11 protein-coding genes are annotated in these 16,518 nt (G+C 72.6%); 6 read left to right on the forward strand and 5 right to left on the reverse strand.

The window, feature by feature from the left end:
- Positions 1-102: 102 nt before the first annotated feature.
- From gdhA to SMD20_RS41260, 3 genes are all read right to left on the reverse strand, one after another.
- Positions 103-1,446, reverse strand: a complete 1,344-nt coding sequence (gene gdhA / locus SMD20_RS41250) for an NADP-specific glutamate dehydrogenase (protein ID WP_329591664.1) — start codon at positions 1,444-1,446, stop codon at positions 103-105.
- Positions 1,447-1,612: 166 nt separating this feature from the next.
- Entirely contained in the window at positions 1,613-3,106 is a 1,494-nt protein-coding gene (locus SMD20_RS41255) for a phosphoesterase (RefSeq protein WP_329591666.1), read from the reverse strand.
- Positions 3,107-3,232: 126 nt separating this feature from the next.
- The gene (locus tag SMD20_RS41260; RefSeq protein ID WP_329591668.1) at positions 3,233-5,479 is read right to left on the reverse strand and encodes a hypothetical protein; all 2,247 of its coding nucleotides are present in this window, start codon (positions 5,477-5,479) and stop codon (positions 3,233-3,235) included.
- Between the two features lie 155 nt (positions 5,480-5,634).
- Between SMD20_RS41260 and SMD20_RS41265 the strand changes: the two genes are divergently transcribed.
- From SMD20_RS41265 to SMD20_RS41285, 5 genes are read left to right on the forward strand one after another with little or no spacing between them, the layout of a single operon-like run.
- The gene (locus tag SMD20_RS41265; protein ID WP_329591670.1) at positions 5,635-6,147 is read left to right on the forward strand and encodes a DUF4365 domain-containing protein; all 513 of its coding nucleotides are present in this window, start codon (positions 5,635-5,637) and stop codon (positions 6,145-6,147) included.
- A complete protein-coding gene (locus SMD20_RS41270) occupies positions 6,144-7,235 on the forward strand; it encodes a hypothetical protein (RefSeq protein ID WP_329591672.1) in 1,092 nt (363 codons plus the stop codon). The genes SMD20_RS41265 and SMD20_RS41270 overlap by 4 nt, the downstream gene beginning before the upstream one ends.
- 2 nt (positions 7,236-7,237) lie before the next feature.
- Entirely contained in the window at positions 7,238-7,867 is a 630-nt protein-coding gene (locus SMD20_RS41275; RefSeq protein ID WP_329591674.1) for a hypothetical protein, read from the forward strand.
- Complete coding sequence (locus SMD20_RS41280; RefSeq protein ID WP_329591675.1) at positions 7,864-11,082, forward strand: ATP-binding protein; 3,219 nt, start codon at positions 7,864-7,866, stop codon at positions 11,080-11,082. The genes SMD20_RS41275 and SMD20_RS41280 overlap by 4 nt, the downstream gene beginning before the upstream one ends.
- Positions 11,083-11,126: 44 nt before the next feature.
- Positions 11,127-11,252 carry a hypothetical protein gene (locus SMD20_RS41285; protein WP_329591677.1) on the forward strand — a complete coding sequence of 42 codons (126 nt, stop codon included), beginning with the start codon at positions 11,127-11,129 and terminating at the stop codon, positions 11,250-11,252.
- Positions 11,253-11,262: 10 nt separating this feature from the next.
- Here the strand turns inward: SMD20_RS41285 and SMD20_RS41290 are convergent, their stop codons facing one another.
- Both SMD20_RS41290 and SMD20_RS41295 read right to left on the reverse strand, forming a co-directional pair.
- On the reverse strand, positions 11,263-12,405 hold the full coding sequence (locus SMD20_RS41290) for an ATP-grasp domain-containing protein (RefSeq protein ID WP_329591678.1): 1,143 nt from the start codon (positions 12,403-12,405) through the stop codon (positions 11,263-11,265).
- A 70-nt stretch (positions 12,406-12,475) separates the two neighbouring features.
- Positions 12,476-14,839: a family 20 glycosylhydrolase gene (locus SMD20_RS41295; RefSeq protein ID WP_329591680.1), complete on the reverse strand. Its 2,364-nt coding sequence runs from the start codon at positions 14,837-14,839 to the stop codon at positions 12,476-12,478.
- Between the two features lie 166 nt (positions 14,840-15,005).
- On the opposite strand from SMD20_RS41295, the gene SMD20_RS41300 reads away from it, so the two are divergent.
- Positions 15,006-16,493: a sulfatase-like hydrolase/transferase gene (locus SMD20_RS41300; protein WP_329591682.1), complete on the forward strand. Its 1,488-nt coding sequence runs from the start codon at positions 15,006-15,008 to the stop codon at positions 16,491-16,493.
- The last annotated feature ends 25 nt before the right edge of the window (positions 16,494-16,518 follow it).

Below are 16,518 nucleotides of genomic sequence, written 5' to 3' on the forward strand. Positions count from 1 at the left end.
ACAACCTTTTTGAGGCGTCTTGATGGGAGTATGCAAGCTCCATGATCACCGTGTCAATGGCAAAGGGCCGCCCGCGACGCGGGCGGCCCTTTGTGTTGACGCTCAGATCAGGCCGAGTGACAGCATGGCGTCGGCGACCCGGCGGAAGCCGTCGATGTTCGCGCCGGCCACGTAGTCGCCGGGCATGCCGTACTCGTCGGCGGTCTGCAGGCAGCGGGCGTGGATGTCGCGCATGATCTCCTGCAGCCGGAGCTCGGAGAACTCGAACGTCCACGAGTCGCGGCTGGCGTTCTGCTGCATCTCCAGCGCGCTGGTGGCCACGCCGCCCGCGTTGGCGGCCTTGCCCGGCCCGAACGCGACCCCCGCGTCCAGGAACACCTTGATGCCCTCGGGCATGGTCGGCATGTTGGCGCCCTCGCCGACCGCGATGCAGCCGTTCTGCACCAGGAACGTGGCGTCGCGGCCGGTGATCTCGTTCTGCGTGGCGGACGGCATCGCCACCTCGCAGGGCACCTCCCACACGCTGCGGCCCGGCACGAAGGTGACGTGATCGCCGCGGCGCGCCGCGTACGTGTCCAGCCGGCCGCGCTCGACCTGCTTGATGTGCTTGAGCAGCGCCAGGTCGATGCCCTTCTCGTCCACGACGTAGCCGGAGGAGTCGGAGCAGGCCACCACGATCCCGCCGAGCTGCTCGACCTTCTCGATCGTGTAGATCGCGACGTTGCCGGAGCCGGAGACCACGACCCGCTTGCCGTCGAACGACGTGCCGCGCGCCTTCAGCATCTCCTCCACGAAGAACGTGCAGCCGTAGCCGGTGGCCTCGGTCCGCACCTGCGCGCCGCCGTACGCCAGGCCCTTGCCGGTGATCACACCCGACTCGTAGCGGTTCGTGATGCGCTTGTACTGGCCGAACAGGTAGCCGATCTCCCGCCCGCCGACGCCGATGTCACCGGCGGGGACGTCGGTGTACTCGCCGATGTGCCGGTAGAGCTCGGTCATGAAGCTCTGGCAGAAAGCCATGACCTCGCGGTCGGAGCGGCCCTTGGGGTCGAAGTCGGACCCGCCCTTGCCGCCGCCGATCGGCAGGCCCGTCAGGCTGTTCTTGAAGATCTGCTCGAAGCCCAGGAACTTGACGATCCCCAGGTAGACCGAGGGGTGGAAGCGCAACCCGCCCTTGTACGGCCCCAGCGCGCTGTTGAACTCGACCCGGAAGCCACGGTTGATCTGCACCTCGCCGCTGTCGTCGAGCCACGGCACGCGGAAGATGATCTGCCGCTCGGGCTCGCAGATGCGCTCGATGATCTTCGATTCGGCGTACTCGGGGTGTTTGCCGAGAACCGGGCCGATGCTTTCGAGCACCTCGCGCACCGCCTGGTGGAACTCGACCTCCCCAGGATTGCGGCGCAGGACGTTGTCGTAGATCGACGACAGTTTCTCGTGCAACATGTGCTCCCGACCTCATTGCGGTAATCCGTGCTCACCTTACGGTTAGGTCAGAAGTGAGAAGAACCCGCCCCGGCACTCTGCCGAAATCATTACCCGGCGGGGAGCGACGGGTTGGGAAGGCGGCGGGGCCCGGCCCCCGCCGCCGAACACCTCGCGGGCGGCCTGGTCAGCGGACCCGGATGAAGACCGGGTTCGAGTAGAACCAGAGGTCCTGCCAGGGGTTCTCCTTGCCGTCCGCGAGCGGCTCCATCTCGTCGGTGCTGGTGCCGCGCACCCGGAGGTAGCTGTCCTGGCCCACGTCACGCAGGGTGTGGCGGATGACGAGGTCCTGGCCCTGGCGGCGCCAGTCGTTCGGGCCGAAGCGGGCGACGACCTTGGTGGTGGGGTTCGTGGCCGCGTCGAGGTCGGCGCTGACGCCCGTGACCTGGCCGGTGATGAGGTCGACGCGCCGGACCTCGGGGCGGTCGCCGTTGCCGTTGACGCCGTCCAGCGGGCGGAAGCGGATCTCCACCTCGACGTCGCCCCGGTTGCGGTTGCTGAGGACCAGCGTCTCGCTCACGGTGGCGGAGCGGCCCTGGGCGCTCGCGGTGACGTCCAGGGCGGTGACCAGGTCGCCGGTCGTGACGAAGATCCGGCCATTTCGCAGGGCGTCCATGATGTCGCCGTAGTCCTGGCGGGCCATCACGTACGTCTTGCTGTACTCGCCCGGCCAGAAGTCGGAGCCGCCACGGGTCCAGTGCACGTGGGAGTCGGAGGTGGCGGTGATCCACCAGTGGCGGCCCTCGCCGAGCAGGGAGTCCCACAGGCCGCCGACGCGGGCGGTCATCTGGTCGAAACCGCCGTAGGTGGGGTGGTTGCCGTAGCCGCCGCGCGCGCCGCCGACGAGGGGGCCGGCCTGGTGGCCGGGGGCGCCCTCGAAGCCGACGTACACGTCGGGGGCGACGTTGTTGCCGTTGCGGAACTCGCGCGGCGTGTCCTGGCCCCACACGCCCAGCCCGGGCGCCGAACGCGAGGCGTGGTGGGCGATGACCAGCGGCTTCTGCCGCATGTCGCGGGCGGCCTTGAGGAACTCCACCATCTTGGCCTCGGTGTCGCGGCCCGGGTCGGCCGGGAAGGCGTCGTGCTTGGCGAAGCGGCTCTCCAGCTCGAACAGCTGCTGCGCCTCACCGTCGTGGTGCGGGATCATCAGGGTGTGGTGGTCGAGCGCCGGCGCGTCGAACTCCATGCCCCAGAACTGCAGCACCTCGGGCACCAGCACCCGCGAGCGCAGCAGGTCGGGATACGCCTGCTCCAGGTTCACCTTGGAGTGGGTGGGGCCGCCGTGGTCGGTGCACATCGCCCAGGTCAGGCCGAAGTGCTTGGCCATGATCGCGTTGGTGACGATCGGGTAGACCGCGTCCGCGCCCTTGTGGAAGGTGGGCGGGCTGGTCTTGGTGTCGAACTCGCCGCTGTACTCGGAGTGGATGTGGTGGTCGCCGGCCCGCCACCTGCGGCCGTTGCCGCCGCCGTTGCCGAACTTGCGCTCGTCGTCGGCCTGGGCGGGGGTGCCGCCCAGCAGGGGAGCGGCCGCGGCCAGGGTGGCGCCGACGCCTGCGTACTTGACCAGCCGCCGGCGGGAGAGCCGGGCCGCCTCGGCCTGCTCGGCCTTGTTCTTGCTCACGGTGAAGCCTTTCGCGCGTGCGATGAGGGTGCCGGGCCGCAAGCTTTCGGGAGCGGATCGAACGGCGGGTGAACGCCGTCAGGGGCGCGCGCGAACAGTCCGTGGATGCGGGCCCGGCACCCGTGGTCAGCGCCGCTTCGAGGGCTTGCGGTAGGTGGTGACCTGGTCGCCCGGCCCCGGGTACGCCATGATGAGCAGCCGCTGGGTGCCGTCGCCTTCTTCGCCGCCCTTCCAGGGGAACCAGGCGTAGTGCACGCGGATGCGGTAGTGGCTCTTGCGGCCGCCGAGCGACAGGTCCGGCAGCGTGCTTCCGCTCAGGCCGTCCATGAAGATCATCTCGCCGGTCCTGTTGAGATAGCCGACCTCGACGACGTCGTCCCAGCCCTTGGTCTCGACCGGCGGGCGGCGCGGGTAGGTCTCCAGCGTGACGCAGACGTGGAAGTCGGAGTGCGTGGACACCCGCACGTGGCCGGGCCCCGACTCGACCGGGCCGGCGGTCGTGCCGCCGCCTTCGGTGGCGTGCTCGTCGTACAGCTCCAGCCCCGCCTCGGGCCACTCCGGCTCCTTGAGCCTGATCGCCTTCGCGGGCCTGATGAGCGGGCGGTGCCGCGGGGTCGCGGCGCACTTGCGCCGCTCCTCGGCCTGGAAGTCGGCGAACTCGCGGTCCTCGGCGGCCTGCTCCGCGCGGGCGTCGGCGTCCGCGGCCGGGCAGATCCCGGCGAGCGCCCAGCCCAGTCCACGTACGGCCGGGTCGGCGCGGGTGTAGGCGGCGCACAGGCGGCGGCCGTGGGCGAGCACCACCTGGTCGGGCGTGGTGGCGGCGAACCCGAGCGCCTGATGCTGACGTACGGCGCAGAGGTAGGCGCGCGGGCCGGTCCGCGGCACGGGCTCCCGGGGCTCGCCGTAGTGCTCCCAGGGCTGGTCGGGCGAGCAGTCCGCGGCGGTGGTGACCGGGCCGACGGACTGGTCGGCGGCGGGCAGGAAGCACAGCGCCACGACGACGGCCGGGGCCGCCATCGCCACCTGGTGGCGCGGGCGGGGCGCGGGCGGGGCGGCGTACAGGAGGAACAGGATGAGGGCGGAGCCGGCGAGCGCGGCGCTGTACCAGAGCGGGGACAGGCCGAAGGCGAATGCGCCGTTCGCGTCCGGCACGAACAGCCCGTCCGGGTACAACTTCAGCCGCTGCTCGGCCACCTCGGGGATGAGCAGCCAGTCGGTGTCGCGTGTGGTGGTGAGCACGGTGACGACGCCCGCCGCCGCGGCCAGGGTCAGGGCCGCCGTCGTGATCCGCAGCAGCCCCCGGGTCCTGCGGACGACCGCGACCAGGACCAGCAGGGCCGGGGCGCCGACCCCGACGAGCAGGTCCAGGGCGACCCAGAGCAGCGTCGCGGGCTGGCTGACGTACCCGTGGAAGAGCTCGTCGAGCAGGCCCCTGGGGCCGAGCCACGCGGGCATGCCGTCCGCGAGGTTGACGGCGGCGGGGATCAGCGGGAGCGTCACGGCCACGGCGGCGAGCGGCCACGCCCGCGCGGGCGCGACCTGGACCGGAGCCGCCGGGGCCGGCTCGGGCGCGGGGACGCCGAGGTCGTGCGCCGAGCGGGCCTGCCACGCCGTCGAGAGCACGCTCAGGACGCCGAGGATCATGAGCAGCACCAGGTTGGGGTCCACATCCGAGCCGCTGGTCGTGAAAAACATGCTCCCGCTGGACGACATCAGCGACACCGCCGCCGCGGCCGCGCCCACCCGTACGGTGCCCCGGCTCCAGCGCGCGTCCCTGGCCTGGCCGGCCAGGACCATCACCAGCCACAGCAGGGGGACGACGTCGCCGAGCCAGGACGGGGAGACGACCTTCAGCAGGTCCCGGTCGCCGAATTCGAGGACGAGGGTGTCGGCCAGGCGCATGGCGGCGGTCGCCAGCCCCGCCACGAGCCCGGCCAGCCGCAGCGGGCGCGGCAGGGCCCCGGCGAGCGCCACGAAGAACAGCCAGACGACGGCGACCTGGAGCAGGTCGGCGGGCAGCTGGTACCACCACTGGTAGGGGAGCGGCAGCCGGTGCAGCAGCATCCAGGCGACGCCGAGGTACAGGGCGCCCCGTAACAGCCGGACCGGCCTGTCGTTGGCGACCGGCGTACCGGCCGGACGCCCCCGCAGCACCTGCCAGTAGGCCCAGCCCTGCACGATCCCGCCCGCGACCAACAGGAGCTCCACCCACCATGCGGAGGTCACGAAGTCCGCGTCCCACCCCCGGGCCACGATCGTGCGCAACACCGCGGGATCGCCGGTGACCAGCCCGAGAACGCCGGCCACGACGACCGCCGTCACGTAGGCGACGGCGAAAAAAGCGGCGATTCTCCCGAAACGGTAGCGGCGCACGGAGGACAACCTTAGAGCACAGGAGGACGGGTCCCGTCGCGATTATGCTCCAGTCGAATTCACTCAATCGGGATGACCATAAAGAAAGGAAGAAAGAGCGTCCCCTTTTGCCGCTACTCTTCTGCGTCGGGCGGTCGGCGGACGAGGGAGACTGCGTGCTGGACCAGCGAAATCATCAGGGCAAGTTCGCCGAGGACTATGTGCGGGTGCTCGCCTCGGCGGCGGGCCTCCTCGTCTATCAGGACGACCTCGACCACGACGGCATCGACCTGGGCTTCCGATATCCGGGAAGGACCGGTCACATTTCCTCGCCCGCCATCGAGGTGCAGATCAAGTCCTGGTCGGACCCCCGGTCCAAGGGCGCGGCCCTGCATTATGGCGGGCTGAACGAGGTGCAGTACAACAAGCTCGTCGACGGCCCGTTCCTCGTTCCGCGCTACCTTTTCCTCGTCGTGGTCCCGCAGGAGAGCGACCGGTACGCCCGCGTGGAGACCGACGGGCTCACGCTGAGCCGGCTCTGCTACTACCGAGGTTTCGAGCACGACCGGCCCGTCCCCGCGCCCAGCGCCGCGCGGAAGGTGCCGCTCCAGGTGCCGCTCGGGAACGTTCTCACGGTCCGCGCGTTACGTGAGCTCGTCGGCGCGCCCACGGGGCCCTCCGCCCGATGAGGAACGTGTCGGTCGCCGACGTCAGCAGCTATCTCGCCGCGACCGGCTGGGTGCGCCGGCCGGAGACCTGGAGGGGCGCGGCCATCTGGGAGCACGACGGGGACCACGAGATCCTGGTGCCCGGTACGGACCACCTGGCCGACGGGCCGCGCCGGCTCAGGGAGATCCTGTCGCTGCTCGCGCGGGTGGAGGGCCGCGCGCCGGAGGACATCGCCTCCGACATCGGCTCGCCCATGGCGGACGTCCAGTGGTACCGCGCGCCCATCGCCCCCGTCGGCGGGGAGCTCGGGCTGGTGGACGCCGTCACGGCCGTCACCAGCGCCCACGCCGCCCTGAGCGCGGCGGCGCGGGCCGCGCTGAGCGGGCCCCGGCCGGTGTTCGACGGCCCGGCTCCCAAACCGGTGCGCGACCTGCTGGCGCGCGTCCGGATCGGACCGATCGTGCCGTCCTCGAACCTCCTCACCGTACGCCTCCCGCTGGCCGACGGCGGCGACCCTCCGCTGGCCCGCCGCGCCCTGACCCTGCTCCAGCGCGCCGCGCTGCTCCTGCGCGAGGCCACCGCCGAGGCGCGCGGCACCGGCGACGTCAGCGTCTTCGACGACCTCGTACGGGACGGCGTGTCGGCCGACCTGTGCCTCGCGCTCGCCCGCTTCGCCGGAGCCGATCCCGGGGCCCGGTTCGAGGTCGGCTTCCGCTGGGCCCGCGCGCTGCCCGCCGAGACCCCCGCGCGGAGCGTGGTCTTCGAGCCGGGCACCGGCACCCTGCTGCGCCGCGTCGGCCACCGGCTGCGCCGCCTGCACCACGAGAGCGCCGCGGTGACGGGCCTCGTCGGCGCGCTCGTCGACGACGGCGACGACCGGTTCCGCGTCCACGTACGCGGCCAGGTGACGATCGGGGACGGCGAGCCGCGCCGCGCCGTCATCTGGGTGCGCCTGCCCGGCGAGGCGGACTACGACGTGGCCGTCCGGGCGCACCGCGACCGGATCCCCGTACGGGTCGCCGGCACGCTCAGGGAGGTCAACGGCCGCCGTGAACTCATGGCGACCGGCTTCACCACTGTCGTGGACGATCGATCCGAGGAGAGCTGACCTTGAAGAACACCGGCTTCGGCACCCGCGAACGTGCCGTGCTCCTGGGCCTGATGACGCTCGGCGGAACCGCGTCCAACGCGGAGCTCAAGGCCCACGTCGGCTGCACCCTCGACGGGCAGCCCCGGCACCGCCTCAACAAGGGCGGCCTCGTCACGAGCGAGAAGCCCGGCAGGTCCTACCACCACACGCTCACCGACGACGGCTGGGCCTGGTGCGTGACGGAGCTGGACGGCTCCGCCCCGGATCGTGGCGGGTCGCTCGGCCGGACGCTCTACGGCGTGCTCCACCTGCTCAGGGGCTATCTCGACGCGGCGGACCTGAGCCTCGCCGAGTTCGTGGTCAAGGCCCGCGAGGGGGCCGCCCCGGCTGAGCTGCCCGACGCGATCCGCGACGCGTACTGGCGGCTGGCCCGCGAGCCGCAGGACTGGGTGCTCCTGACGCGGCTGCGCGCGGAGCTGGGGGACGTCCCCCGCGAGGCGGTCGACGAGGCGCTGCGACGGCTCGAATCCCTCCCGGACGTCCACCTGGCGCCGGAGGCCGACCAGAAGACCCTGACCGACGAGGACAGGAACGCGGCCGTCCTCGTCGGCGGCGTGAGCAAGCATCTGCTGGCCATGGAGGCGCGATGAACGAGACCGAGGAACGGGCACTGCGCGCCATCTCCAGGGTCCTCACCTGGACGACCATGGCCGAGCACGCCTGGAACCCGCCGCCTTTCCACGTCGGCGGCGTGCACCCGCGGGCCGAGCAGCTCATCCTCGACGGCATCGACGAGGCGTGCGAGGCCACCAGGGCGAGCCCGCTCGGCGTCGTGATCCAGGGCGAGGGCGGCGCCGGCAAGACGCATCTCCTCGGCTGGGTCAGGGGCGAGATCGCGCGGGCTGGCGGCTACTTCTTCCTGGTGGACTTCAGCGCGGGCGACGACTTCTGGCGACGGACCGCGGGCGCGATGGTCGACGACCTCGGCCGCTCGGCGGCGGGTCCGGACACCCCGGCCCAGGCGGTGGTGGCCCTGCGCGGCCTGGCCGCGCTCGCGGGGGCCGGGGACCGGATCGCGGCGGCCGTCGAGGACGGGAAGGGCGTCACCCGCGAGGACCTCGACGCCCTGGTGGCCGGACTGGTGGCCCGGGACCGGCGGTTGCAGCGGTGCCGCGACACGATCCGGGCGCTCGCCCTCTACGCCGTCGCCTCGGGCCCGGCCTTCGACGTCGCCCACGACCACCTGATGTCGACCGAGGAGGCCGAGGAAGGCGACCGCGGGGCCTGGGGGATGAGCAGAGGGATCAAGGCGCCCCACGACATCGTGGTCGAACTGTCGACGATCCTCGCGCTGACCGGCCCCAGCGTCATCGCGGTGGACCAGATCGACGCGCTGCTCGAACACTCCCGAGCCGCCCCGGGCGCGGCCCCCGACGGCCCCCGTAAGGACGTCGTCGACGAGGTCGCGAGCGGTCTCATGGCCCTGGTGCACGCCACTCACCGCACGTTGTGCCTGGTGGCCTGCCTGCCCTCGTCGTGGGGCCTGATCCGCGACCGGGCCATCGGCACGGCGAAGGACAGGTTCCGGCCGTCCCTGATCCTGGGCACGATCGCGCGTCCGGAGCTCGCCAGGAACCTGGTCGAGCGCAGGTTCGCGGTCGCCTTCGCGCGGGCGGGCTTCACCCCGCCCGACCCGGCGTGGCCCGTCGCCCCGGCCGCGTTCGCGACCGCGCCGGGCCGGACTCCGAGGACGCTGCTCCGGCTCATCGCCGCGCACGTCGCGGCCTGCCGGGCGGACGGCGTCGTACGCCTCCTGGAACGTTTCGACGGGGAAGCCGCGGTGGCCACGCCGCCCCCTCCCGCCGAGGCCGTCGCCGCCGTGGCGGAGGTGAGCCTGGCCAGGCTCGACGCGCGCTTCGCCGACCTGCGCGGGCGGGCGGACGTGTCGGCCGCGTTCGATCCCGAGCACGAGGACGAGCTGGCTCCTGCCCTGCTCGCCGCGGGGCTCGACGCCTGGATCAGGGAGCAGGACAAGGCGGGCGAGACCTTCTCCGTCGATCCGCCGCCGGGCCGGCGGCCCAGCCTGCACGCGAGGTTGCGGCAGACGCTGGACCCCGAGTCGGAGTACCAGCGGCACTGGACGTTCCGGATGATCGGTGCGGCGCACCACATCGCGGCGTTGAAACGGCTGAACGACGGCATCGCGGCGTCCGGACTGGGCCCGGAGACGCCCGACCGGTGTTTCGTCGTGCTGCGCAACCAGGCGTGGTCGGACGGCCCGGCCACACGGGCCCGCCTGGCGGAGCTCAAGGAGTGGGGCGGGCTCTCCCTTCCCGTACGGGGCGACGACCTGCGGGTCTTCGCGGCACTGCGGCAGCTGGCGGCCGACGGGGACCCGGAGTACGAGACCTGGCTGCGGGCCCGCCGCCCGGCCGGCGGCACGGAGCTGTTCAGCGGCCTGTTCGGCGCGCTGAAGCAAGAGACGGCCCCATCGCCGCAGCCGCCGACCCCGGAGACCGGGCGGCCGGCGGAGAGCGGACCGGGGCTGGCGCGGCCGGCAGGGAGCGAGCCGGAGCCTGTGCGGCAGGCGGGGAGCGGGCCGGGGCCCGTGGGTGGGCCCGTCCCGGTCATTCCGGTCGGCAGGCGCATGGACACCGGCGCCGAGCTCGAACTGAAGCTGAGCGCCCTCGCCCGCCACACGGCCGTGTTCGCCGGCTCCGGCTCGGGCAAGACCGTGTTCCTGCGGCGGCTCATCGAGGAGTGCGCGCTGCTCGGGGTGTCGTCGATCGTGCTCGACTCCAACAACGACCTCGCCCGGCTGGGCGACCCCTGGCCCGCCCCGCCGCCCGGCTGGGGCGACGGGGACGCGGACAAGGCGGCCCGCTACTTCGCCGAGACCGAGGTCGTGATCTGGACGCCGGGACGCTCGCGCGGACGCCCGCTGACGTTCCAGCCGCTTCCCGACTTCGCGGCCGTGCTCGACGACCGCGACGAGCTGGAGACGGCGCTCGCCCTGGCCGTCGAAGCGCTCGCCCACCGGGCGAACGTGGACGGGGCGAGCGCCAAGGCCCGCAAGGGCAAGGCCATACTCCGCCAGGCGCTGGCCCACTTCGCCCGCTCGGGCGGCGGGAGCTTCGCCGCGTTCCTCGGCCTGCTCGGCGCGCTGCCGCTGGAGGTCAGCCAGATCGACCGGGCGGACCAGCTCGCCGCCGAGCTGGGCCAGCTCCTCACCGCCGCGACGATCACCGATCCGCTCTTCGCGGGCCACGGCGAGCCGGCGGACCCGGCGCAGCTGCTCACGCCGTCCCCGGGCAAGCGGGCCCGCGTCTCCGTCATCAGCTTCGTCGGGCTCGGCGACCAGGCGCGGCCGGCGTTCGTCAACCAGCTCCAGATGGCCCTGTTCTCCTGGATCAGGCGGAACCCGGCACGTGGCCGGCCGCTCAGCGGCCTCTACGTGATGGACGAGGCGCAGTCCCTCGTACCGGCGACGCCGAAGACCGAGGCGCTGGCGAGCACGCTGACCCTGGCCTCGCAGGCCCGCAAGTACGGGCTCGGCCTGGTCTTCGCCACCCAGACGCCGCGCGGCCTGCACAACCACATCGCGGGCAACGCGACGACGCAGTTCATCGGCAGGATCAACAGCCCCACGCAGATCGAGGTGGTCAAAGGGCTGGCGCGAGCCCGGGGCGGCCGGGCCGACCGGGTGGGGCGGCTGGAGGCCGGGCAGTTCTACGCCGCGAGCGACGGCGTGCCCGAGGCGCTCGTACGGGCGCGGCAGTGCCTGAGCCACCATCCTCCCGACCCGCTCACCGAGCAGGAGATCATCGAGCGCGCGGGGCGGCGTCCCGCCAGGTTACGGAGCTGAGCGGTTGGGCAGCCGCAACGGCGAGAGCACTCGGGGGAGGCGTCATGACCGAACAGCCGCAGAAGGACCGCACGGACGAGGACGAGGACGTCGAGGACGTGGAGATGGAGGACGAGGAAGTCGCCGAGTTCAAGCGGCTCAAGGAGCTCAACCCCGACGACTTCGAATGAGTGATGGGGATCAGCGCACGCGCGCCGCGGCCATCGCCCTGATCCTGGCCAGGGCGGGAGCGGGGTCGCGGAGCGACAGGATGCTGTGGACGGCGCCGGCGGCGAAGCGGAGCGTGCCGGCCAGGTCGAGGAGGAGGCCGCCCCGGCGTTCGACGGCCGCCCGCCGCAGGTCGCCCTCCAGCCACTGGTAGCGCACCCCGGGCCGGGCCCGCGTCGGCGGCACGTCGTGGCCGACGGCGAGGGCGGCCCAGGCCGCCGGCAGGTTGGCGCCGGCGGCGGTGGCGAGGGCCATCGAGCCGTAGAAGCGGCCGTTCAGGTCGATGAGCCGGGGCCGGCCGTCCTCGGGCACCACGAACTGCAGTTGCGCGAGCCCGAACCAGCCGAGGGCGGCCAGCAGCCGGGCGGCGCGGTCGCTGATCGCGGGGTCCACCCGTACGGTCTCGGCGCGGCAGCTCGCGCCGGCCCCCGGAGGCCAGATGCGCGAGGCGACCTGCATGCAGTCGCACACCACCCGCCCGCCGGCGGCGGTCACGGCCGAGTAGGCCATCAGGCGTCCCTCGTGGAACTCCTCGACGCGCGGCTCGCCGCCGAGCCTGCGTACCTCGTCCACCCGGCGGCGGGCGGCCTCCGCGCCGGGCACGACGAGCGTGTCGATCCTGGGCGGCGCCCCCGGCCGTTCCGGGTGGGCGTGCAGCCGGGACTTGACGACCAGGGGCGGGCGCTCCCCGTCGAGCGCGGACGGGTCGAGCGCGGACGGGTCGAGGGCGCGGGCCGTCAGGATGCCCACGGACCCGGCCGCCTCGGACAGCTCCTGCTTGTCGATCGCGCGTACGACCTGCCGGTGTCCCGCATGCGGCACGATCGCCCCGACCTCGTCCCTGAGCAGGGACAGCGCGAGCACTTCGGCCTCGCCCGCCCCGAAGACCACGTCGTAGCCGTGGTCGCGGACCGCGCGCCGCACGGCGGCGAGGAAGGCGTCGCGGTCCTCGTGCGCCGCTGGCACCAGGTGGCGCCGGCGGCGGTGGCGGGACGAGGACGCGAGGCCCGCGCCGGTGGGGGCGCCGACGCCGACCTCCCAGCCCGCCGCGGCGAGCGAGCGTACGGCGGCGAGCGCTCCCCGGCTGAAGCCCGTCTCCACGATCAGTGCGCGCACGGCGGTCCACGTCCCCCTGCTCACGGCCGTCCGACGACGCCCAGGTACCCGCGCGGACCGCCGGCATGCGTCAGCGGACCGTCACCTCCAGCGTGCCGGTGACCGGGGCCTCGCCGGGCGAGCGCACGGTGAGCGTGCCGGTGTAGACACCCTCCTTGTCGAAGGACCTGGTGGAGGTGACGGTGAAGGCGGCGTTGACGCGCATCCCGGGGATGCTCGCCTCCCGCTCCGTCACCGGCGCCGGGGTCTCCTTGACGCCGTCGCTCCAGGTGATGACCGCGCCGAGGCCGGCCGCGGCCTTGCCGGGGGCGGTGACGGTCCAGGTCGCGCCCGAGGGCCGGCCGGTGGCGGCGGTCACCGCCGGGGCCAGGATCTCCGTGCGCCACGCCACGTCGGCGGTGGGGAAGAAGTTGGTGCCCTGCACGGTCAGCCGGCCGCCCATCTTCGACAGGCGGGTCTTGAAGTCGCCGTAGTCGCGCTGCGCCTGCGGGGTCCAGCCGGCCTCGGCCGTGGCGAGGAGCCTCGGGTAGGCGTAGTACTGCGCCTGCGGCACGCGGCGGATGAACTCGCCCCACACCGCCGACTCCACGCCCAGGACGCTGCTCTCCTGGATGCCGGGGATGTACGTGCCCGGGTCCCAGTTGTAGTGCCGGTCGAGGCCGCACGGCCCGCCGCACGCCCAGGTGCCGCCGTCCGGCTGCCGGGAGTCCTGCTTCTGCGGCGAGTACGCGTTCGCCGCCGGCGACAGCACGACCTTGGCGCCGCGGTTCTTCACGGCGTTGGCGACGGCGTTGCGGTCGCCGCTCCAGAACTGCACGACGGCGTCGTCCTGGGGCAGGGCGGTGCCGGCGTACTCGTTCCAGCCGACGACGGTCTTGCCGAGCGACTTCACGCGGGCGGTGAAGGCGTCGACCATCTTCACGTAGTCGGTGTGGCTGGTGACGTGCGCCTCGTCCCCGCCGATGTGCAGGTACGGCCCGGGCGTCATGGCGGCGAGCTCGGCCAGCACGTGCCCGACGAACTCGTACGTGACCGCGCTGTTGGCGTCGAAGGAGGAGTAGCCGACGGCGCCGGTGCCGTTGTGCGGGACGGTGGTCTGGCCGGCGGAGGGCCGCGGCTGGGAGCCGGCGGTGTTGAGCTGCGGGACGGAGTGCAGCGCCGAGTTGACGTGGCCGGGCATGTCGATCTCGGGGATGACGGTCATGCCGTTCTCGCCGGCGTAGCGGATGATCTCGGCGTAGTCGGCCTTGGTGTAGAAGCCGGTGATGCCGGGCTCGGTGCCCCGCTCGGTCATCGCGGTGCCGCCGCCGACCCGGGTGAGCAGGCCGTAGTCGATGCCGGACGGGTTGCTCGCCGGCTCGTCGATCACGATGCGCCAGCCCTGGTCGTCGGTCAGGTGCAGGTGCAGCCGGTTGACCTTGAACAGCGCGGCCGCGTCGATGTAGGTCTTGACCTCGTCGACGGAGTAGAAGCTGCGCGCGACGTCGAGCATCATGCCGCGGTGCGCGAAGCGGGGGTAGTCGGTGATCTGCACGGCGGGCACGGTCCACGCGGTGTCGACGACCTCCTTGGACTCGACCCACTGCGGGAGGAGCTGGCGGAGCGTCTGGACGCCGTTGAGCGCGCCGTTCGGGGTGGCGGCGCGCAGGCGGATCTCGCCGGCGGCGACGGTCAGGGTGTAGCCCTCGTCCTCGTGGCCCTCGGGGCCCTTGCCTGCGCCGACCTCGATGACGATCGGGGCGGGGCCGCGGCCGTTCTCGGCGACCTTGAGCGTCTGGCCGGTGGCGCGGCGCAGCAGCCGGGCCAGGTAAGCGGCCGGCGCCTGCGCGCCGTCGCCCTGGGCGAGGACGCGGGTGTTCTTGTGCAGCGTGAACGGGGCGGCGCCGGTCTCGGTGACGGACACCGGCTTCGGGATCAGGCCGAGCGTGGGCGCGGGGGCGGCGGGCGGGCCGTCCCAGATCTCGAACTCGGAGATCGAGTAGCCGTAGGCGGCCCAGCGTTTGCGGCCCTGCATGCGTACGTACCCGACGGGCTCCTCGGAGAGCACGTCGATGACGTCGGTGCGGGGGCAGGTGTCGCGCTGGAGCGCGGCCACGTCGGTCCAGGTCCGGCCGTCGAGCGAGGTCTGCAGGACGAAGTCGCGGGCGCAGGCGTTCGGCCAGGTGAGCTTCACGTGGTCGACCTTGGCCGGCTGGGCGAGCTGGATCTGCACCCAGTTGTCGTCCTGGTACTTCGACGACCAGCGGGTGGCGCTGTCGCCGTCGTTGACGTGGGCGGCCACGAAGTCGGAGCGGTCCAGCTCGACGCTGGAGGCGGTGGCCGTGCCGGTCAGCGCCAGGTCGGCCGGGGTGTCGGCGGCCCGGGCGGCGGGCGCCGGGGCCAGCAGCGTGGCCGCGAGCGCGGCTGCCGCGAGGGTCGCGAGGGGACGACGCATGGGTCTCCTTGTCTCGGGGGAGTCAGCGCTCAGTGTGGCCACGATCACCGATTTAGGTCAATAGACAGGAATAAAGATGCGGACAATCCTCCTAGATCCCTCTTGTGATCACTCAGATCAGCCGTTTAACGTAAACGCTCGGTACTAATTGGCGATCGGAGCATGAGTGACCAGTCCACGCAACGTCCTGTTCCTGATGACCGACCAGCATCGGGTGGACACCCTCGGCTGCTACGGCAACCCGGTGATACGCACGCCCGCCCTGGACGGCCTGGCGGCGGAGGGCACGCGCTTCGACCGGTTCTACACGCCGACCGCCATCTGCACCCCGGCCCGCGCCTCGCTGTTCACCGGGCTCCACCCGTTCCGGCACGGCCTGCTGGTCAACCCCGAGCGCAACGGCGGCGGCCGCGACGAGGTCGCCGAGGACGACCCGGTCATGTCCGCGCCGCTGCTGGCCGCCGGCTACAACATGGGCCACGTCGGCAAGTGGCACATCGGCCGCGAGCACGGGCCCGAGCACTACGGCATGGACGGCGAGCACCTGCCCGGCGCGCTCAACCCCTTCCACCACCCGTCGTACGAGCGGTGGCTGAAGGAGCGGGGACACCCGCCGTTCGCCGTGGAGCGGCCGGTCTTCGGCAAGGCCGCGAACGGCACCGGCCGCGGCCACCTCATCGCCGGCCGGCTGAAGCAGCCGGCGGAGGCCACGATGGAGGCGTTCCTCGCCGACCAGACGCTGGAGCTGCTCGAACGCTACGCCCGCGACTTCCGCGACGCCGGCCGGCCGTTCATGCTGTCGTGCCACTGGTACGGCCCGCACCTGCCGTACCTGATCCCCGACGAGTACTACGACATGTACGACCCCCAGAGCGTGCCGCTCCCGGCGTCGATGGCCGAGACCTTCGACGGCAAGCCGGAGGTGCAGCGCCGCTACTCCGAGTACTGGTCGGCCGACCACTTCGACGCCGACGCCTGGCGCGAGCTCATCGCCGCCTACTGGGGTTACGTCTCGCTCATCGACGCCCAGATCGGCCGGCTGCTGTCCGCGCTGCGCGAGCTGGGCCTCTGGGACGACACGGCGGTGATCTTCACGGCCGACCACGGCGAGTTCACCGGCGCCCACCGGCTCAACGACAAGGGCCCGGCCATGTACGAGGACATCTACCGCATCCCCGGCATCATCCGGGTGCCGGGCGCGCCCGCCCGCACCGTGGACGCGTTCGCGACGCTGATCGACCTCAACCCCACGATCCTCGACCTGGCCGGGCTGCCGCCGCAGGAGCCGTGCGACGGCGAGAGCCTGCTGCCGCTGCTGGCCGGCGAGCCCGCCGAGGGCCGGGACTCGGTGACCACCGAGTTCCACGGCCACCACTTCCCCTACTCGCAGCGCATGTTCCGGGACCGCCGCCACAAGCTGGTGTTCAACCCCGAAGGCGTGCACGAGCTGTACGACCTGGACAGCGACCCGCACGAACTGCGCAACGTCTACGCGGTGCCCGCCTACGCGGCGGTCCGCAGGGACCTGACCGTGCGGCTCTATCGCGAGCTGCTGCGCCGCGGCGACCCCGCGTACACCTGGATGAGCTACATGGCCGACATCGGCGAGGGCCGTGCCCCTGACGTGGACGGCGTGGCCGACGAACTGGGCTGAGGCCGTCCGCGTCACCCCCCGAACA

The sequence above is a fragment of the Nonomuraea sp. LP-02 genome, from assembly GCF_036289125.1.
Lineage (GTDB): Bacteria > Actinomycetota > Actinomycetes > Streptosporangiales > Streptosporangiaceae > Nonomuraea > Nonomuraea bangladeshensis.

Coding starts and splice junctions, on each gene's coding strand:
- gdhA (WP_329591664.1), bottom strand. CDS start 1,446: ATGTTGCACGAGAAACTGTCGTCGATCTACGACAACGTCCTGCGCCGC.
- SMD20_RS41270 (WP_329591672.1), top strand. CDS start 6,144: ATGAGGAACGTGTCGGTCGCCGACGTCAGCAGCTATCTCGCCGCGACC.
- SMD20_RS41280 (WP_329591675.1), top strand. CDS start 7,864: ATGAACGAGACCGAGGAACGGGCACTGCGCGCCATCTCCAGGGTCCTC.
- SMD20_RS41285 (WP_329591677.1), top strand. CDS start 11,127: ATGACCGAACAGCCGCAGAAGGACCGCACGGACGAGGACGAGGACGTC.
- SMD20_RS41295 (WP_329591680.1), bottom strand. CDS start 14,839: ATGCGTCGTCCCCTCGCGACCCTCGCGGCAGCCGCGCTCGCGGCCACG.